Annotated in this window: 17 protein-coding genes; 4 read left to right on the forward strand and 13 right to left on the reverse strand. The window is 31.9% G+C overall.

The window, feature by feature from the left end; all coding sequences use genetic code 11:
- The first annotated feature begins 149 nt into the window (after positions 1-149).
- Positions 150-353, forward strand: coding sequence for a hypothetical protein (locus Q4548_RS14975; protein WP_303456318.1), 204 nt, complete (start codon positions 150-152; stop codon positions 351-353).
- On the opposite strand, the gene Q4548_RS14980 is transcribed toward Q4548_RS14975, so the two are convergent.
- From Q4548_RS14980 to Q4548_RS15015, 8 genes are all read right to left on the reverse strand, one after another.
- Positions 347-1,117 carry a carbohydrate-binding family 9-like protein gene (locus Q4548_RS14980; RefSeq protein WP_303456321.1) on the reverse strand — a complete coding sequence of 257 codons (771 nt, stop codon included), beginning with the start codon at positions 1,115-1,117 and terminating at the stop codon, positions 347-349. The two genes, Q4548_RS14975 and Q4548_RS14980, sit on opposite strands and share 7 nt — an antisense overlap.
- A 9-nt stretch (positions 1,118-1,126) precedes the next feature.
- The gene (locus Q4548_RS14985) at positions 1,127-1,411 is read right to left on the reverse strand and encodes a DUF3817 domain-containing protein (protein WP_303456323.1); all 285 of its coding nucleotides are present in this window, start codon (positions 1,409-1,411) and stop codon (positions 1,127-1,129) included.
- A 65-nt stretch (positions 1,412-1,476) separates the two neighbouring features.
- Positions 1,477-2,415, reverse strand: coding sequence for a glycoside hydrolase (locus Q4548_RS14990; RefSeq protein ID WP_303456326.1), 939 nt, complete (start codon positions 2,413-2,415; stop codon positions 1,477-1,479).
- 217 nt (positions 2,416-2,632) lie between these two features.
- On the reverse strand, positions 2,633-3,001 hold the full coding sequence (locus tag Q4548_RS14995) for an LETM1 domain-containing protein (protein ID WP_303456329.1): 369 nt from the start codon (positions 2,999-3,001) through the stop codon (positions 2,633-2,635).
- A gap of 1 nt (position 3,002) precedes the next feature.
- Positions 3,003-3,377, reverse strand: coding sequence for a DUF423 domain-containing protein (locus tag Q4548_RS15000; RefSeq protein ID WP_303456332.1), 375 nt, complete (start codon positions 3,375-3,377; stop codon positions 3,003-3,005).
- On the reverse strand, positions 3,377-3,949 hold the full coding sequence (locus Q4548_RS15005; protein WP_303456335.1) for a DUF4494 domain-containing protein: 573 nt from the start codon (positions 3,947-3,949) through the stop codon (positions 3,377-3,379). Before Q4548_RS15005 ends, Q4548_RS15000 begins: the two co-directional genes overlap by 1 nt.
- Before the next feature lie 70 nt (positions 3,950-4,019).
- Entirely contained in the window at positions 4,020-6,005 is a 1,986-nt protein-coding gene (gene uvrB / locus Q4548_RS15010; protein WP_303456337.1) for an excinuclease ABC subunit UvrB, read from the reverse strand.
- 98 nt (positions 6,006-6,103) lie between these two features.
- Positions 6,104-7,795: an alkaline phosphatase gene (locus Q4548_RS15015; protein ID WP_303456339.1), complete on the reverse strand. Its 1,692-nt coding sequence runs from the start codon at positions 7,793-7,795 to the stop codon at positions 6,104-6,106.
- Positions 7,796-8,076: 281 nt separating this feature from the next.
- Between Q4548_RS15015 and Q4548_RS15020 the strand changes: the two genes are divergently transcribed.
- The 3 genes from Q4548_RS15020 to Q4548_RS15030 all read left to right on the forward strand — a co-directional run bounded on the left by Q4548_RS15020 (position 8,077) and on the right by Q4548_RS15030 (position 12,464).
- On the forward strand, positions 8,077-10,812 hold the full coding sequence (locus Q4548_RS15020) for a TonB-dependent receptor (RefSeq protein WP_303456342.1): 2,736 nt from the start codon (positions 8,077-8,079) through the stop codon (positions 10,810-10,812).
- A 62-nt stretch (positions 10,813-10,874) separates the two neighbouring features.
- Positions 10,875-11,909 (forward strand): phytase, encoded by a 1,035-nt coding sequence (locus Q4548_RS15025; RefSeq protein WP_303456346.1) that lies wholly within the window; start codon positions 10,875-10,877, stop codon positions 11,907-11,909.
- Between the two features lie 81 nt (positions 11,910-11,990).
- Positions 11,991-12,464: a GyrI-like domain-containing protein gene (locus Q4548_RS15030; protein WP_303456348.1), complete on the forward strand. Its 474-nt coding sequence runs from the start codon at positions 11,991-11,993 to the stop codon at positions 12,462-12,464.
- Between the two features lie 162 nt (positions 12,465-12,626).
- Here the strand turns inward: Q4548_RS15030 and Q4548_RS15035 are convergent, their stop codons facing one another.
- The 5 genes from Q4548_RS15035 to Q4548_RS15055 form a co-directional block, all read right to left on the reverse strand.
- Positions 12,627-13,289, reverse strand: coding sequence for a spermidine synthase (locus Q4548_RS15035; RefSeq protein WP_303456350.1), 663 nt, complete (start codon positions 13,287-13,289; stop codon positions 12,627-12,629).
- 263 nt (positions 13,290-13,552) lie between these two features.
- Positions 13,553-16,090 carry a WG repeat-containing protein gene (locus tag Q4548_RS15040; RefSeq protein ID WP_303456351.1) on the reverse strand — a complete coding sequence of 846 codons (2,538 nt, stop codon included), beginning with the start codon at positions 16,088-16,090 and terminating at the stop codon, positions 13,553-13,555.
- A 268-nt stretch (positions 16,091-16,358) separates the two neighbouring features.
- On the reverse strand, positions 16,359-16,763 hold the full coding sequence (gene arfB, locus Q4548_RS15045; protein ID WP_303456355.1) for an alternative ribosome rescue aminoacyl-tRNA hydrolase ArfB: 405 nt from the start codon (positions 16,761-16,763) through the stop codon (positions 16,359-16,361).
- 243 nt (positions 16,764-17,006) lie between these two features.
- On the reverse strand, positions 17,007-17,615 hold the full coding sequence (locus Q4548_RS15050; protein ID WP_303456357.1) for a zeta toxin family protein: 609 nt from the start codon (positions 17,613-17,615) through the stop codon (positions 17,007-17,009).
- The gene (locus tag Q4548_RS15055) at positions 17,608-17,769 is read right to left on the reverse strand and encodes a hypothetical protein (protein ID WP_303456359.1); all 162 of its coding nucleotides are present in this window, start codon (positions 17,767-17,769) and stop codon (positions 17,608-17,610) included. Before Q4548_RS15055 ends, Q4548_RS15050 begins: the two co-directional genes overlap by 8 nt.
- Positions 17,770-18,028: the final 259 nt, after the last annotated feature.

Below are 18,028 nucleotides of genomic sequence, written 5' to 3' on the forward strand. Positions count from 1 at the left end.
ATTGCTTTAAAATTGCTAAAAATAGAAATGTCCAGTAATTGTCTATCAAATTAGGATGTGTAGAAACATTTAATAAATAGAGAATTGTGTTGATATTTAACTTTTTAAAGTTTATTTGTATTGAATGTCAAATATAAATAAATAGATAAATGGATGAGCTTTATATAACCAAAATAGTTGTCGATGTATCTCTAATTCAAAATGGTCCAATCCAATTGTTAAACACAGTAGGAGATGTTTTGTATCAAAATAACAATGTCAATTCAGCAATAGTTATAGAGACTTCTTTGTATAGGGAGGGAGCTTATATGTTAAAAGCAGGAAATATTTACAGAGCTATTTTTATTTATTGATCTACAAACTCTAACAAACCAAACATACTAGGCTGGTGTACATCTTTTTCTTTAACGTTTTCTACAGGAAATAAAGTAGACATGACTCTTCTTCCAATATTTTCATCATCTCTGATTTGTTTCAATGCTAAAAATGCCCACTGACTTCCTTTTTTTATTGGAAATTCATTAGAAACAGCATTAAAAGTTTCGTGTGGAATTGCCATTTCTAAAGACCATCCTTTGTCAATATCAGAATTGTTGTTCAGTGTACCATTGATAGCAACTTCTAATTTAAAATCAGGGTTAAAAGCTCTTATGGCTACATTTTGTCCTTGGTAAAAGTCATTCACAAAAACCAAATCATTGATGGCTTTGTTCGGGTTGATTTCAAAACAATAATGAATGTTTTCTCCGTTGGGAGCGGGAATTAAAAACAACTCAGCACAATCGTCTAAATAAGGTGCTCCGTCTCTTTTTGTTTCGGCAGCATTGATGAACTTATCATTCAAGTCGTAATGAACGTAAAGATATTTTTCATCCCATAACATTCTAAATGTTGTTTTTTGTTTTTCCTCTTCTTTGTCAGTTAGATAGTAATAATCAAAAGTTCGAGCTTCTGCTTTTTCCCATGCAGTATCGTCTAATTTACCATCAATCACAAGTTCAGAGTTTGCTTTGTGAACTTTGTAGAGAGGTCTTTCTTTTAGTGATAATTTACTCTTGTGAGAGGAAGTACAACTAACAAAAAAAACGATGATAGGTAATAAAAGATATCTTTTCATGGGAGCGTGTTATGTTGTTTGTAAATATTTTTTATCTGCGTAAAAAGTTCCAAAAGGCAAAATAGAACAAACTAAAATAATAGCAAATTCTTTTAACGTCCATTTCATTTCGTTTTTAAGTAAAAAAGCCATGATGATGTAAGTAATAAATAACAAACCATGTGGCATTCCTAAGGTTTTTACTAAAATTTCGTTTCCTGTAAAATGTTTTAAAGGAGTTCCTACGCCTAGTAAAAGTAAGTAAGAAACACCTTCTAATATGGCAATTATTTTGAAAGTTTTGATGTTTATCATTTGATATAAGTTTGTTTCAAAGGTAGCCTAAATTTCGAAAAATCAGATTGGAATTGATATCAAAATTATTCAATAATCTCTGCTAATTGCCAAGTTCTTACCCAATCATATTTGGTAGTTCTATCTTCCCAATTACCTGTCATCCCTCCGTCTGTAGGTTCAGGGTTCCAATCGTAGGTTTCCGTAACCATTCTAAGAGACATGGGAAGGTTAAATTTTTCTATAGGATTCACTGTAAATTGATGTTTTCCGTCTAAAAAGAATAAAATTTCAGTTTCATTCTTCCACCAAGCAGCATATATATGATAATCTTTCCAGTTTTCATCAGTTTCAACTTCACCACCTTTACTACCTATATTGGTTTCATCACAAGAGGTATTTCTACTGTGTGTGTTAGAATTCATACCGTGGTTCATTTTTTGTGCCCAAGTAGCATCTGTGGTTATTTCTCCCACACATTCTTGAATATCTAATTCAGTAGTTCTTCTGTCACAACCTGAATTAGAATTTCGATCATTAATCAACCAAAAAGTAGAAGACATAAAAGTTTTATTGGCTTTCATTCTACATTCAAAATACATTCCGGGGCTACCATTGTGAATAGATCTTACCAAACTCCCAGCATGGGTATAAGTGTTTCCATTGACTACTTGCGAGGTGTTTAATAAGTAATTAGTAACGTTTAAGTTTCCGTTACTTAGGGTTACTGCTTCTTCTGTAAAAAGAGCTGGGGGACGACCTGCCCAAGAACTGATTAATAAAGCCCATTTGTTACTGTCTAAAGTATTTTCTTCAAATTCATCAGATAAAAGATCTACTTTTTCCCAGATTTTGTTGTCTGGTTTTGGATCTTCGCCATTGATAAATGTAGGTTGGTCTTTTGTAGATGTTAAAATTTCTTCTTTTGATTCCACAGCTGGTGGAATGTATACGTTGTCATCGTTGTTATGGGTACAGCTAACAAAAGTAATTAGTAGTATTAAAAAAGAGCGTAGTTTGATCATAGTTACCATAATTAATAGGATGTTAAAGCTATTGTATAATGATGAAATGAAAGATGACCTATGGTTTTTTGTGAGGATGAAATGATTAAAATAGCATAGTTTTAAAAAGACAACCATACAAAATGTATTTGTATGGTTGTTTTATATTTTTTTTAAGAACTCTATTTTGATTGAACAACTAGTAGAATTATAAAAACCAAAAATGCTAAAATTAATTTTAAGGTTTTATTTGTTCTTTAGGTTTGTTTTTAAAATTGGAAGGGATCAAATCTATATTGCGTTTTTCTGCAGCACGAATTACAAAAGGAATGATAATACTTGCACCAGGTAAGAGCACAAAAGGAATTCCAATTCCCGCTACTTTTAACAAATCATAAACATATATTTTTAAGAATTTTTCTTCTTCTTTACTAATGGTTCCTTTGGTAACAAAGGCTTGTATGATTGTAGTTGTTTTTTTGGTGTCACTAGCACCGTTTTTTAACCCCATAAAAAACACGTCCAAAGCATGACTTATTTTGGAGCGATTTTTATGTATGAAAATTCTAAAAAGGCGATACGTTTTACTTTTTCTTTTTGTTGTCATTTTATAATACGGCTAGTAAAAAAAATAACCAAGACAAAAGTAAGCATAAACCTCCTAATGGAGTGATAGGTCCTAAAAATTTAACAGGAAGTTCACGACTTTTTAAACTACAGATTCCATAAATACTTCCAGAAAACAGAAAAATACCCAAAATAGCAAAAATTACGGATAGAGTACTGCTTATGGAGTTGAATGTTAGTGTACTACCTAACAAGACTAAAAATAATGCATGGTACATTTGGTATTTTACACCAATTTCAAAACTGTCTAAAATATCTTTACTCCATTTTTTTTTGAGTAAGTGGCTACCAAAGGCACCTAAAACAATGGCTAAAAGTCCAAAAATACCTCCGAGTAAATAAGCAATTTGTTGCATTAGTCTTCTATAATGTCTTCAGAGTCCTCAATAACTTCTTCTTCATTTATGATTTCATCGTCTAGAGCTACAGGAGCTTCTTCTTCGTCTTCCTCAAAAGAACTTTCTGTATATACTTTGGGTTGTGCAATAGTTTCTATTGGTTCTTCTCCATCAAAAAATGGAAAAATATCAATGATAGGAGACTCTGTAATACTTGGAATAGAAAAATCAGAAACGGTGTCTGAAAATTGGTCTAACAAGTATTCATAAGCATCTTTTACATCGTTTGCTTGTACCAAAACATAGGTGTTGGTTCTGCGTTCCAATCCTTTGTCTTCGTCTAAGGTTACCAAAGAAACTTTACATTTAAACCAACGGTCTCCATGTTCACTCGGAAAAATTTCAGAGAAGTTGGCTACTTTAATGTTGGTGATTTTAAAACCTTCAGAAAGGTATTTTGCCATTTCTTCTGTAGCACGAGCTTCTGCTTCTGTAAAAGTTAAAGCATCAAATAAATAAGGTTGATTAAAGGTTTTTACCTTTTCGTTATCATCTATTTTGCTATATTTTACTTTTACTTCGAACCACATAATGTTTATTTTTTAAGAGTCACAAATGTAAAAACAAATCCGAATTTTGAAGAAACAAATTTAAATTAATTTACAATTTACTTTTTAAAGCTTTTATTTCATCTCTTAATTTAGCAGCAGTCATAAAATCTAAATTTTTAGCTGCTTTTTCCATGGCACGTTGTTTTTCTCTAATACGGTCTTCAATAGCAGGTTTGGACAAATAATCTAAATCTTCTTCAGCAGCTAAATTATGTTGAATTTCTTGGTAGTTGGTACCTTGATTGTCCGTTAAATTGTTTCCAAAATCTTTTTTAATCTGAGTAGGAGTAATGTTATTTTCTAAATTATAAGCAATTTGTTTTTCACGTCTTCTGGCAGTTTCATCTATTGTTAACTGCATACTCTTGGTAATTTTATCAGCATACAAAATAGCCATTCCGTTTACGTTTCTTGCTGCTCTACCTACGGTTTGAGTGATAGATCTGTGCGAACGTAAAAAACCTTCTTTATCGGCATCTATAATAGCTACCAAGGAAACTTCGGGTAAATCCAATCCTTCACGAAGTAGGTTGACACCAATCAATACATCAAACAAGCCTTTACGTAAATCTTGCATAATTTCTACACGTTCCAACGTATCTACATCGGAATGTATGTAACGACAACGGACTTGAATTCGGGTTAAATATTTGGCCAATTCTTCAGCCATTCGTTTTGTCAAAGTGGTCACTAATACACGTTCATCTACCTCAATACGTTTGTGAATTTCTTCAATCAAATCATCTATTTGATTTTGGCTAGGACGTACTTCAATAATAGGATCTAACAATCCTGTTGGTCGAATGACTTGTTCTACCACCACACCATCAGATTTTTCTAGTTCATAATCTGCAGGAGTAGCAGTTACATAGATGACTTGGTTTTGAATGGCTTCAAACTCTTCAAATTTTAGCGGACGGTTGTCCATAGCAGCGGGCAAACGGAAACCAAATTCCACCAAATTTTCTTTTCTAGAGCGGTCTCCACCATACATGGCATGGGTTTGTGGAATGGTTACGTGACTTTCATCAATGACCATTAAAAAATCATCTGGAAAATAATCTAGTAAACAATAAGGTCTTTCCCCGGGATTTCTTCCATCTAAATACCTAGAATAATTTTCAATCCCGCTACAATACCCTAATTCACGAATCATTTCCAAATCAAATTCGGTACGTTCTTTCAAACGTTTGGCTTCTAAAGGTTTTCCTATTTCGTTAAAATAATCGTATTGTTTCATCAAATCGTTTTGAATCTGATGAATGGCTCCTTGCAATACATCTGGAGAGGTTACAAACAAATTGGCAGGATAAATATCTAAGGTTTCAAAACGTTCTATGACCTGTTTGTTTTCTAAATCGTAGGATTCTATGTCTTCAATTTCATCACCAAAAAAATGAACTCTGTATGCATATTCACCATATGATGGAAAAATAGTCACCGTATCTCCTTTTACTTTAAAGTTTCCACTTTTCATATCTGCTTCGGTACGAGCATACAAACTTTGTACTAGCTGATGTAAAAATTTGGTTCTGCTAATTTGTTGATCAACATTAACGGTAATGACGTTGTTTTTAAATTCAACAGGGTTTCCCATACCGTAGAGACAAGAAACGGAAGCTACGACCAAAACATCTTGTCTGCCACACAAAAGAGAAGAAGAAGTGCTTAAACGCAAACGTTCAATTTCCTCATTAATAGACAAATCCTTTTCTATATAAACTCCTGTAGAGGGAATAAAAGCTTCAGGTTGGTAATAATCGTAGTAAGAAACAAAGTATTCTACGGCATTGTTTGGAAAAAAATTCTTGAATTCAGAATACAGTTGAGCAGCCAACGTTTTGTTATGAGCCAATACCAAGGTTGGCTTTTTGACTTCTTGAATAACATTGGCAACCGTAAAGGTTTTACCAGATCCCGTTACACCTAGTAGTGTTTGGTACTGATCACCATTGTTTACACCTGCAACCAATTCCTTAATAGCATTGGGTTGATCTCCTGTGGGAGAATATTTAGAAACCACTTTAAAATCCATAGTGTAAAATTATGGAATGTATTTGAAGCAGAAAGCATGTTTTTATAAAAAAAGAGAAGCTGTATAGCTTCTCTTTTTTTAGTAGTTGTGTTTGCTAATTAAGAGAAAGTAACTGTGTGTCCAACTATAGTTGCGTATGATTGAGATAAAATGGTATCTACAAAAATCCATTCAGAAGTTACTTCTGTATTGGTAAAAGTAGTCATGACAAATCCTCTTCTTGAAGCATCAAAATAATTCAAATCGTCTATCAAAGTAGTTAAGGCACCTTCAAAAGCAGTAAGTGTTTCTGCGCTAGGATTTCCTAAATATTGTTCAAAACCAGGAGAACTGATTCCAGCAGTTGCAATTTCTATTCCTACTTCTGTTTGATCTTGTTTGGTTAATTTGCTACTCCATCCGTTGTGTGTGTCTCCTGCAAATGCAATTACTTTCTTATCACCCAAAGCATTGTAAATTAATTCTCTTTCTACAGGATATCCATCCCAAGCATCTAGGTTGTAAGGTATAACGGTAAGAATTCTTGTAATTTCTTCGGTAGTTAAAGTAGGGTCTCCAGCTTGGTATCTCATTTTTATTTGAACCAATTCAGCTAAAATAGTATTGAAATTAGCAGTTCCAAAAGCAGCCAATAAATCACCAGGAATGTACATTTTTCCCATCAATACCTGCTGTCCTAAAACTTGCCACTTGCTAGTACTTGTATTCAATTGCCCTAGCAACCAATCACGTTGTGTAGTTCCTAACAACGTTCTGTTTGTATCAAAAAGGGCATATTGAAAAGCAGCTCCGTCCAAACCGGTAGCGGTGTAATAATCTGCTAAGTCTAATTGCTTGTCACGTCCTATAACACGAGTGTCTAACATGATCAAATCTACCAAATTCCCTAAATTAAAGGTTCTGTAAATCAAACTTTGGTTGTCAGCATCCAATCTAGAAAAAGGCAAAAATTCGCTATAGGCTTGCAAAGCATTGTTTTTTCTAGTTTCAAAAGAACCTTCGCTAGCAGAATGGTTTTCAGCACCATCTTTGTAAGTATCGTTGGCTACTTCGTGGTCATCCCAGACACAGATAAAAGGCTTTTTTTGATGAGCCAATTGCAAATCTGCATCTTGTTTGTATTGTTTGTAGCGAGTTCTGTAATCTTCTAAAGAAACAATTTCGTGTTCTGGTTGGTGAAAACGGTTTAAAAATGCGTTTTCATCCGAACTACCATAACCACCCGCTTGGTATTCGTAAAAGTAATCACCTAAATGTACAATGATGTCAGCTTCTGAATTTGCCATGGCATTGTATACATTAAAAAGTCCTGCCTGAAAATTAGAACAAGAACAAACTGCCAACTTTAAACTAGAAGCATTTTCTGGCAAAGTAATGGTTTCTCCAATTGCTGAGGTTTGTTTGTCCTCTTTGTTAACAAAACGGTAGTACAATTTCAATCCTTCAGAAAGATCAGTCAACTCAATAGCAATAGTGTTATCTCTAGATGTTTCTGTTACAACAGATCCATTTCTTAAAATATCTGTAAAATCTATATCTGTAGCAACTTCCCATAGTATTTCTTTGTTGGCTGCGTTGTAACGAGTCCAAATAATTACTTGAGATGAAGTAGGGTCAAAACTTCCAACTCCTTGTTGAAAATTGGTACTTGTATAACCTTCAGTATTTACGCTGCTATCTGTAACGTCATCATCACTACAACTGATAAAATTAGGAGCTAAAAGAATTCCCCCCGTAGCCATTAAAGCATTTTGAATAAATTGTCTTCTACTGTTGTTGTTTTTTGTCATGTCGATATTAGTTTGTTTTTGGTAAAGTTCTAGTTAATAAGGAAACTTGAGGTTAGTAGATTCTTATGATACTATTATGCTCTCCGTTTGTGATGTTAAAAAATTGTGTGGGATAAAATTTGATTTTTCTAGTAAAACCAATCAATTGTAAAGAACAGTTATTACGATAACTTACAATTAACAGTTTTAAAACCTTTTTTTGATTGTAAGATGATTGTATCGTAACGTTAACATATGTATAGAGTAATAAGTTTGTTGCCAACTAAACTAAAAACTAAACAATGAAAAATTTTTATTTAACAAGTATTTTCTTGCTAGTCACACTGGCAAGTTTTGCTCAAAAAGGAATCATTCGCGGACATGTGTTTGATGAAAATAATTTGCCTTTACCAGGAGCTGTAATTACGATTGAATCGTTAAACACTAAAACAGTTTCAGACTTTGATGGAAACTTTATCCTTTTAGGATTGAAAGAAGGAGCCTACAAAGTAAGTACTTCTTATTTAGGTTACGAAGATATGACCAAAGAGGTAACGCTAGGTGAAAAAACAGAAATGGTAAATTTTGTTTTAGAAGTTATTGTAAATAGTTTGAATGAAATTGTTCTAAAGGGAAGTAACGGTAGAGGTCAAGCAAAAGCGTTGAACAAGCAGAAAAACAATATGAATGTAACCAATGTTGTTGCTGCAGATCAAGTAGGGAAGTTTCCAGATGCAAATATTGGAGATGCTGTAAAACGTATTCCGGGTATTGCTGTGCAGAATGACCAAGGTGAAGCTAGAAATATCATCGTAAGAGGTTTGGCAGGACAGTTGAATTCGGTAACGTTAAACGGGGAAAGAATTCCATCTGCAGAAGGAGATAACAGAAATGTGCAAATGGATTTGATTCCATCGGACATGGTACAAGCAGTAGAAGTAAACAAGGTAGTAACTCCAGACATGGAAGGAGATGCCATTGGAGGTTCTGTAAATTTGGTGACACGTGCTGCATCTGCAAGAAGAATTACTGCTACAGTTGCTTACGGACAAAACCCAATTAGAGAAGGATTGATTCACAACTTTTCTACAGTTTTAGCAGATAGATTTTTTGACAACAAATTAGGAGCGGTGATTAGTGCTTCTTCTCAGTCTAACGAATTTGGTTCTGACAATGTGGAGTTTGAATGGGATAAAAATGACAATGATGAATTGGTGGTTAAAGAACACGATATTAGACGTTATGATTTGACAAGACAAAGACAAAGTATTGCGTTAAATTTAGATTATAAGATTAACAATGAAAACACCATTTATTTCCACTCTGTATTAAACAATAGAAAAGATTGGGAAAACAGGTATAGAGTACAATTTAAAGATGTGGAGTCTAAAGACAATCCAATGTTATATTCTACAGAAGTAGTAAGAGAAACCAAAGGAGGTTTGAAAAAAGATGCTCGTTTGGAAGAACAGCAAATTCAGAAATTTGCTTTGAATGGAGATCATATTTTATTTGGGATTGTTAAAGCAGATTGGAAAGCAAGTTATTCTAAAGCTTCTGAAGAAAGACCAGATGAAAGATACATTTCTTTTAGTCAAGAAGATGTAGAAGTAAGACAAAATTTAAACAACACCAAGTATCCTTACATGGTGCCATCTAACGGAGATTACAATGATCTTTCTAAATTTGATTTGGATGAAATCACAGAAGAAAATCAATATACATCTGAAGAGAATTACAGTTTTAAAACAGATTTTGAATTTCCGATTATAAAATCAGGAACGTATACAAATACGCTTAAAACAGGTTACAAATTTCAACAAAAAGACAAATTAAGGAACAATGACTTTGCAGAATATGAGCCTGTTTCAGATTTGGAAAATATTTCTTTTGTAGACAAAACATTGAGTGATTTTGAGCCTGGAGAAAGATATGTATTGGGTAATTTTGCTTCTAAAGAATACTTAGCTTCTTTAAATTTACAAAACCAAACGTTGTTTGACAGAGAAGATGTTATAGGAGAATACGTACCCGGAAACTATAAGGCTACGGAAAAAATCAACGCTGTTTATGCTATGATTACGCAGAATTTGAGTGAGAAATTATCTTTGCTAGCAGGTTTGCGTATAGAAAATACAAACATTGATTATACGGGTTATAAAATTGACGTAGAAACTGCTGAAACTATAGATGATGCTGAAAAAATCAACCAAACAAAAGAGTATACCAATGTAATGCCTAACTTACAATTTAAGTACAACTTTACAAAAAACACCATTGCTCGTTTGGCTTATTCTAACACCATTGCTCGTCCTAATTATTACGATTTGGTTCCTTATTTAAACATCAATTCTGATGACAATGAATTGGAAGCGGGAAATTCAGCATTGAAAGCTACAGAAGCTAGAAACTTTGACTTGATGTTTGAACACTATTTTTCATCGGTAGGAATTGTCTCTTTTGGATCCTTCTATAAAAACCTAGACAACTTTATTTTTAACTATTCTGAAAATGATTATTTAGATCCAATTTCTGGAAATACATATGAGAGTTATTCTCAGCCAAGAAATGGTGACGAAGCAACTGTTTTTGGATTGGAAACATCACTACAAACCAAATTGAGTTTTATTTCTGAAAAATTAGAAAACGTAAGTCTTTATGTAAACTATACCTACACAGATTCAGAAGTTGAATTAGAAGGTAGAGGAAAATTAGCATTGGCAGGAGCTGTTAAAAACATGTTCAACACTTCATTGGCTTACGAAACTAGAAAGTTAACAATGAGAGCTTCTTTAAACTATGCTGGTGATTATATTGATGAATATGGAAGTGAAGCGTTTGAAGATAGGTATTACGATTCTCAAATGTTCTTAGATATTAACGGAAACTATGAACTGTCTAAAGGATTAAGATTTTTTGCTGAGTTAAAAAACTTAACCAATCAACCTTTAAGATATTACCAAGGTTCTAAAAATTATACCATGCAAAATGAGTATTACGGTATGAATTGGAATATCGGTTTAAAATACAATTTCTAAACAATCTAAAAATTCATAAAAATGCCTATATTCTACTATAGGCATTTTTTGATACAACAATTATGAAAAAAAAGATACTAGTTTTAAGTGTGATTTTGGTAGGAATGGTTTCTTGTCAAAAAGCTTTAAAAAATAAAAAATTGGTTTTTGCTGTACATGCTGTGACAGAAACTACTCCTGTAAAAACAACCGATGACGCTGCTGATGATATGTGTGTATGGATTCATCCTACAGATGTAGAAAAATCAACAATCATTGGAACCAATAAAAAACAAGGTCTGTGCGTTTACAATTTAAAAGGAGAGTTGTTGTACAACTACTTAGTAGGAAAGGTGAACAATGTAGACGTAAGAGATGGTTTTGACTACAAAGGAGAAAAAATTTCGGTGGTTACCGCTTCTAACAGAAGTAACAATACCGTTACGGTACACAAAGTAAATAATGATGGAACTTTAGAAGATCTTGTTCAAGAACCTATAAAGTCTAACCTTGCAGAAATTTATGGTTTGTGTATGTATCAAACCTCAAATGAAACTTTTGTTTTTCTTTCTGGAAAATCTGGAGGTGTAGAAAAATGGAAGTTGGTGGCAACAGAATTTGGTGTTGTTGGAGAGTTGTTAACAACCATCCAAATTGGTTCACAAACAGAAGGAATGGTTGCAGATGATGTGTTTGGCTTTGTTTACATTGCCGAAGAAGACGTGGCTCTTTGGAAATACAACGCAGATGATTTGACCAAAGAAAGAGTTTTAGTGGCTAAAACAGATGAGGTAAATTTAAAGGATGATTTTGAAGGAGTAACTATTTATAAAAAATCAAAAGATACAGGTTATTTGATTTTATCGTCTCAAGGAAACAATTCTTATGCTGTTTTTGATAGAGTCTCTAATCAATACATAAAAAGTTTTACGATTGAAGAAGGTCATATTGATGGAACCAACGATACAGACGGAATAGATGTAACTTCGGTAAGTTTTTCTAACTTTCCCAAAGGCTTTTTTATCGCACAAGATGGACAAAATAAAGATGCGGATGTAATTAGCAATCAAAATTTTAAAATAGTTGATTTTAAAGATGTTTTAAAAGGTTTGGAATAATGTCTGTACTTTTATCCATAAAAATCCGCTATTCTAAGCGGATTTTTTTATGTTCGTAGGTGAACTTATTCGTTGAAAAAAATGGAACCAAGAATAGAAATTTTAGAAGAGAAAAAGCTGATTGGAAATACAAAAGTGATGAGTATTGCTAATAATAAAACCAAAGAGCTTTGGAGTGGTTTTGCTCCCAGAATTCAAGAAATAGAACAAAGGGTTTCTAGTGATAAAATTTCTATGCAAATTTACAATGATCTATTGTATTTTAAAACGTTTGACCCTTATCAAGAATTTTTAAAATGGGCTGCTGTAGAAGTAGAAAATTTTAACAACGTTCCCGAAAATATGGACATGTTTGTTTTAGAAGGAGGAATGTATGCCGTTTTTGATTACAAAGGATTGAGCAATGATTTTAGTGTTTTTCAATATATTTTTACAGAATGGTTGCCCAATTCAGCATATGAATTAGATAAAAGACCTCATTTTGAAGTTTTGGGAGAAAAATATCAAAACAACGATCCAAATTCTGAAGAGGAAATATGGATTCCTATCAAATAGACTGACTAGAATTGTAATTGTTTTCAACTATTTAAATCAATCATTCTTGTTTGAGGTTCTGATTTTGAAGGCTTTTATTTTTAACGGTTTGTATGTAATGAATAGAAGCAATCGTTTTTAACAAATCAAGATATCAAGTACCAAATTAACGTTATCTACGTATCAAATTAAAAAGTTTTGAATTTTGTGTGCAATTAACAATGAATTTGTTCCTGTTACTTTTTCATATTCAGATACTGTAAAGCTTTTGGTGTTTTTAAAATATTGTAGCACGTTGTTTTTTTTCTTTGCATCATGTTCATCCATTCCTAAGTTAAAGATTAGTGAAGATTTTTTAGTTAAAAGTCTGGATAAATTGGAGCAAAATGTTACAGAATAAAATTGACTTGGTACTCTGTTGTCTATAAACAAATCTACAATTATCAAGTCAAATGTATCAGTACAGACATTTACAAAATGATATGCATCTTGGTTTACTATTTTTAGATTGTCAGAACTAGAAATAGAAAATTCCTGTTGCGCAATTTCAATAATTTTAGGATCTAATTCAACAGCAACTATTTTTTTAGTGTAACTAAATTTTTTGTTGAGAGAAGTAATGATACTTCCACCACCGAGCCCTAATAACAAAATGGAATTTACAGCTGTTAAATCAACCTTAGAAATTCCTGTTTCTAATATTTTTTGCAAGGATCCAAAAGAGTAATTGGCATTTTTACTATCAAGCAATTTTTTTCCATTAACGAATGTTACTTCTAACATTCCGTTGTATTCTGAATTTACTTTTGTTGTTTGTGGCCAAATAAAACTGAGTAGTCTTTTCATTTTTTAATTATTGACAATACCAAATAAAGAAGAATAAGCTTTTTACTAGTGGTTGTATTGCCTATCAAATATAGAAAATCAAGAGCTAATATAAATTTCTATTTGTTGAAAGTTGTTGTTGAGTAATTTATCTCGTTCAATATAGGTATTAATCAATTTGTGGCGTGTGTAATTGTTGTTTACAGTTTTGGCTAGGCTTCAGCAGTGTGGATTGTAAAATTGTTGAGGTTTTAGAGAACACCATCAGCTTAGAGTTATTTTTGCTAGTCTGAAATGGTATTTCCTTCTTTATCAATATAAAAAGTTTGACCATCTAATTCAACCAATGCTTTTCCATCAACAAATGGCTTTGCGGAAGTATATTTTATTTTAGAAATTGTTTTACCTGTGTAATGAACATAACCGTATTTTGTATAAGTTCCAAATACAGCTCTCCAAGCTGTAGAAGTACTTACAATAGCAATTCCGTCTATAAATTTTGGGATGTTATGAAATTTTAGTTCTGATACAATTTTTCCTTCGTTGTTAATAATTACATAATATTTACCTTTTTTCAAGATAGCATATCCATTAATAGGATTGAAAGAACTTGCCAAATTAGATTTATTTTGACTGATCTTTTTTCCGTTTTTATCAATAAAATAAGTTTTGTCTTTTCCGCCTCCCATAAAAGAATCGTTTCTTGTATATCTTTTTACTTGGGCGATACCATTTTTAAAAGGTGTTCCTGTATCAAATCTTTCTTTAACAGCAATTTCATTTTTTTTATTAATATAACAGGCTTGGTATTTAGGATCTATATACAAACTATTTGATAAAATCCATTTTCCTTCTTTAACCTTTTTTTTCACAAAAGCTAAATCTTCTGAAAACGAATCCGCTTCGGAGTATGCAAAAGGAATAACTAAATTTCCTTTGGAGTCCGTGTATCCCCATAGTTGTGTTGTTGGATCTTGAATAGCAGCGAGTCCTTCTGATAGATTGCTAGCTCCTAGATATTTAATAGGAATCACAATTTCACCCAGAGAATTTATAAATCCATACAATCCATCTTTACTTACTAAAGCAAGCCCTTCATTAAAATCTGTGACAGAATTGTAATTTGAAACTTCTAGTATGGTCTCTCCCTTTTGATTGATAAAGAATATTTCATTATAATCTCTAACATGTATCAGCTTTAAATTTTCGTGACTATCCCAGTTGTAGTTTTCGTGTACCAAATTCAACAGTGTGTTTCTTATAATATCGCTTCCGTATTTAGATTTTTGCTCTTCATAAATTCGTTGCTGATTTAAAAGATCCTTATAGCTATCTAGTGTTTCTTTGTAAGCATTTTTATAAGTACTATTTTTACTGTCTAAAAGAGTAATCTTTTTAAGAATTGCTAATTTATCGATAAGTTCAATATTAGTTAATTGTGACTTTTCATAAAGCCAAGCAGTATTCTTAGGATTTTTTTGGAGAGCTAGTTCTAAAAAATAAGGAGCATTTTCTTTAAACTCATCGTATCTACTTTTTGATTTTCGTTTGTATGCATCATAATATATTTTGCTCGTGTTTTTTTTTCTGTTGTTAACAAATTTTTGTTTCCCAGGGTCATCACAATAGTTTCTATTTCCTAGTATAATATTTGCTGCATCTTCAATCATACAATCTGCAAATTCATACTTTTCTAGGTAATATGTTTCTGCTTCTTCTGACACTGCTAGAATGGCTGCTTTAAAAGCTTCTTTTTTTTGAGGGAGATATTTATTCTTTAATTTTTCTGCTATTTTTGATAATTCTTTTTCTTTTTGTCTTTCTAAATTTTGACGTGCTTCACGCTCATTTTTTTCAAGTTTTCTTCTAGCCATTACTATAGCGGTTGTCGCTAATAATTCTCCTACGGCAGCTTGAGTTTCATTTTTTGCAGCGGCTAATACTTGGGTTCTTGATGTGGCTAATTCTCTTTCTAGGTCTCTAGATTTTCTATCAAAAACAATTTCTAACTGTCTTTGTTTTTGTTTAGCCTCTCTGATAATACCGTCTACATTTGTTGAGTTTATCTGAGAAAGACTAGATATTTGATTTATATAATCTTGTTCTTTTGCCCAATTGTTAGATATTTCGGTAAATTGAGTGGTTAAGGTATTACCCAAATTTTTTAAGGCAGTATTATAATTCTCACTTGCAGCATTTTGTTTGGCTATAAAATTTTGAGCATCTGCAAGTTGCTTTTCTTTAGCTGTTCTTCTAATTTGCTTTTCATCGTTTATACTATTTGAAGGGGAGTTTATGATGGTAGAGTTTTCATTTTTAGAAAGTTCTGATGGTTGAATTTTTGGATCCTCATTTAAATTATCCGTATCACACAAACTCAATTTATTAGCAAAAGTATGAAGGTAGGCATCAACGTGAACTATTGTTCCGGGATTGGCCTTTATGCGATTGATTTCAGATTGAGTAATAAATGCTTGACCTGTTAGTTGTTCGGCATTTGCAGTAAAATGTCCTTTTTTTATAGCTACTTGTGAACTTTTATAAATAGGATGGGTTTTTATTGCTTTCAGAATTGCTCCGTTCACTTTTCTCCACCAAATATCATCTCGTGGTATACAAAGTTCTTGCGGCGGAAAGTAAGCAGAGTAAAAATGGTATTGTAATGTTTCTCCATTTTCATTTTCTCCAATTACAGAAGTCCAAGCTCCAATACCGTGTTTTTCTTTAATTCCAGATTTTGAATAACATTCACATTTTGTTTCTTGAGAAAATAAATTAGTGTTGAAAAAGATAATAAAATTTATTAAAATTAATTTTTTCATGTTTTTAGTATTTATTATAATTTTTCATGTTATTCAATTATTTCGGTCAAACTTATTAGTGAGCAAAAGGAGTAAATCCTTTAAGTACAGCTACTAATATGAAGTTTTATTTAGATGTGTATTTCTAATTTTACAAATCCAAACGAACAAAATTTGGCAATTTAGTAAATATAAGCAAAACTATGAGTAAGCACCAAACCTCATATTAATTTTAGCGAGTGTTGGCTATTGCGTTTTTCTAATTCAGTATCTTTTAAATTTAGAATTTTCAATCTGATTTAGGTGGTTTTCGTAAGTTTTTTATTGAAGACTGTCTTTTCTTGTTTTCAGTTTTTCGTTTTACAGATGCTTTGGTAGGTTTTGTTGCTCGTCTAATTTTTGGACGGATTAAGTTTGCTTTCAGTAAAGTAATTAAACGTTCTGTAACCAAATCTTTATTTCTATGTTGTGATCTAGTTTCTTCGCAACTCAAACTAAGTATTTGCTCTTTGTTAATTCTGTTTTTTAGCTTTAACAGAATTATTTCTTTTTCTCTTAGATTAAGAGCTTCGCTATTGTTGATATTAAATAACACTTCTATTCTAGAAGATACTTTGTTGACATGTTGTCCACCTGCTCCAGAACTTTTACTAGCTTTAAAACTTAACTCGCTTATTAATGTTTGTAGGTCCATAAATAAATTAGGAGTTTATTCTTCTTTTTATAGGGCTTCTAAAATAGATGATGAGAAATAAATTTCAAATCAAGAAACCTTTTTTGATAAAAATAAATTAAAAGAGTTTTGTTACAAAGTAAAAAGCAAGAAAACTAGCATTAATAGCGGATGATAATAAGTTGCTTAAACAGTGTTTTGCCATTGCTAAATCCGGTAGGACTTATGATGAAATTTTTGTTTTTTACCTCAGTTCTTGGTTGGCTAATGTTTTTTATTTAGCTCTTTTATACTAGGAATGTATTCTTCAAGATATTCAGGAAAATCATTTTTTAATATAAATTGTTCTTCTTCAATTGTAAATAAGTGACTTGGGGTATCATTGTATTTACTTGTTTCAAAAAGAGTAACGGAATCGAAAAACTTCCAATTTTCATTTAAATGTTTAAAACCTAATTCATATCTTTCTTTAACTTCATTATCTGGTACAAAATGACCACCATTTTCAAATCTAATACGAACTCTTTCCTTTGCTTTTTCAATTGAATCTAAGCAAAAGAAAACTATTTCAATTCTATAATTTTCAGATTTAAAAATCTTAGGCCAATACAGTGGAGTAGAGTTGAAGTTTGTTTCATAACAGAAATCAGCTCTGTTTTTAATAGAAGATTTTATTGTATTTTCAAGATCTTTTCTAGCAAGATTATGAGCCATTCTGTCTCTAAATTCAGTATCAATTAGTGATTCGTACTTTTCTTTATAGACTTTGTCATAATCATAAGCTTTTGTTTCTCCTTCAGTGAAAGCTTTTGAGAAAGAAGATTTTCCAGAACCGTTACAACCAGCAATTACTAGTAATATTGGTTTATCCATTAAATTGTGGTCCTGGTGTAGGATTAGGGTTTAATTTTCCTTCTGCAAGTTTTTCTTCATAGACACGAATTTCTTCTGAAATTCTAGGAAGCTCATCTTTTAATCTATTTTTCAGATTAGATATATAATTTTGTATGTCTTCTTTTTTAGTCATACTGCAAATTTACAAAAATTTTATTTCTAAAAATATCGCTCGAAAATATTTGCTAACGGTTGTGGTTAGGATTAGTACGGGGAGAAAAGGAGCAGAGCCTTTTCGAGCATGGACTAAGCCTAAGAGCTTCGCTATTGTTGATATTAAAAAACACTTCTATTCTAGAAGATACTTTGTTGACATTGTTTTGACCCCTATAAAACAAGAGTAATCTTTTAAATTTCGGATTATTAATTAAGCTGCTTTATTTTTAGTTAAA

The sequence above is a fragment of the Wenyingzhuangia sp. 2_MG-2023 genome (genome assembly GCF_030548295.1).
GTDB lineage: Bacteria > Bacteroidota > Bacteroidia > Flavobacteriales > Flavobacteriaceae > Wenyingzhuangia.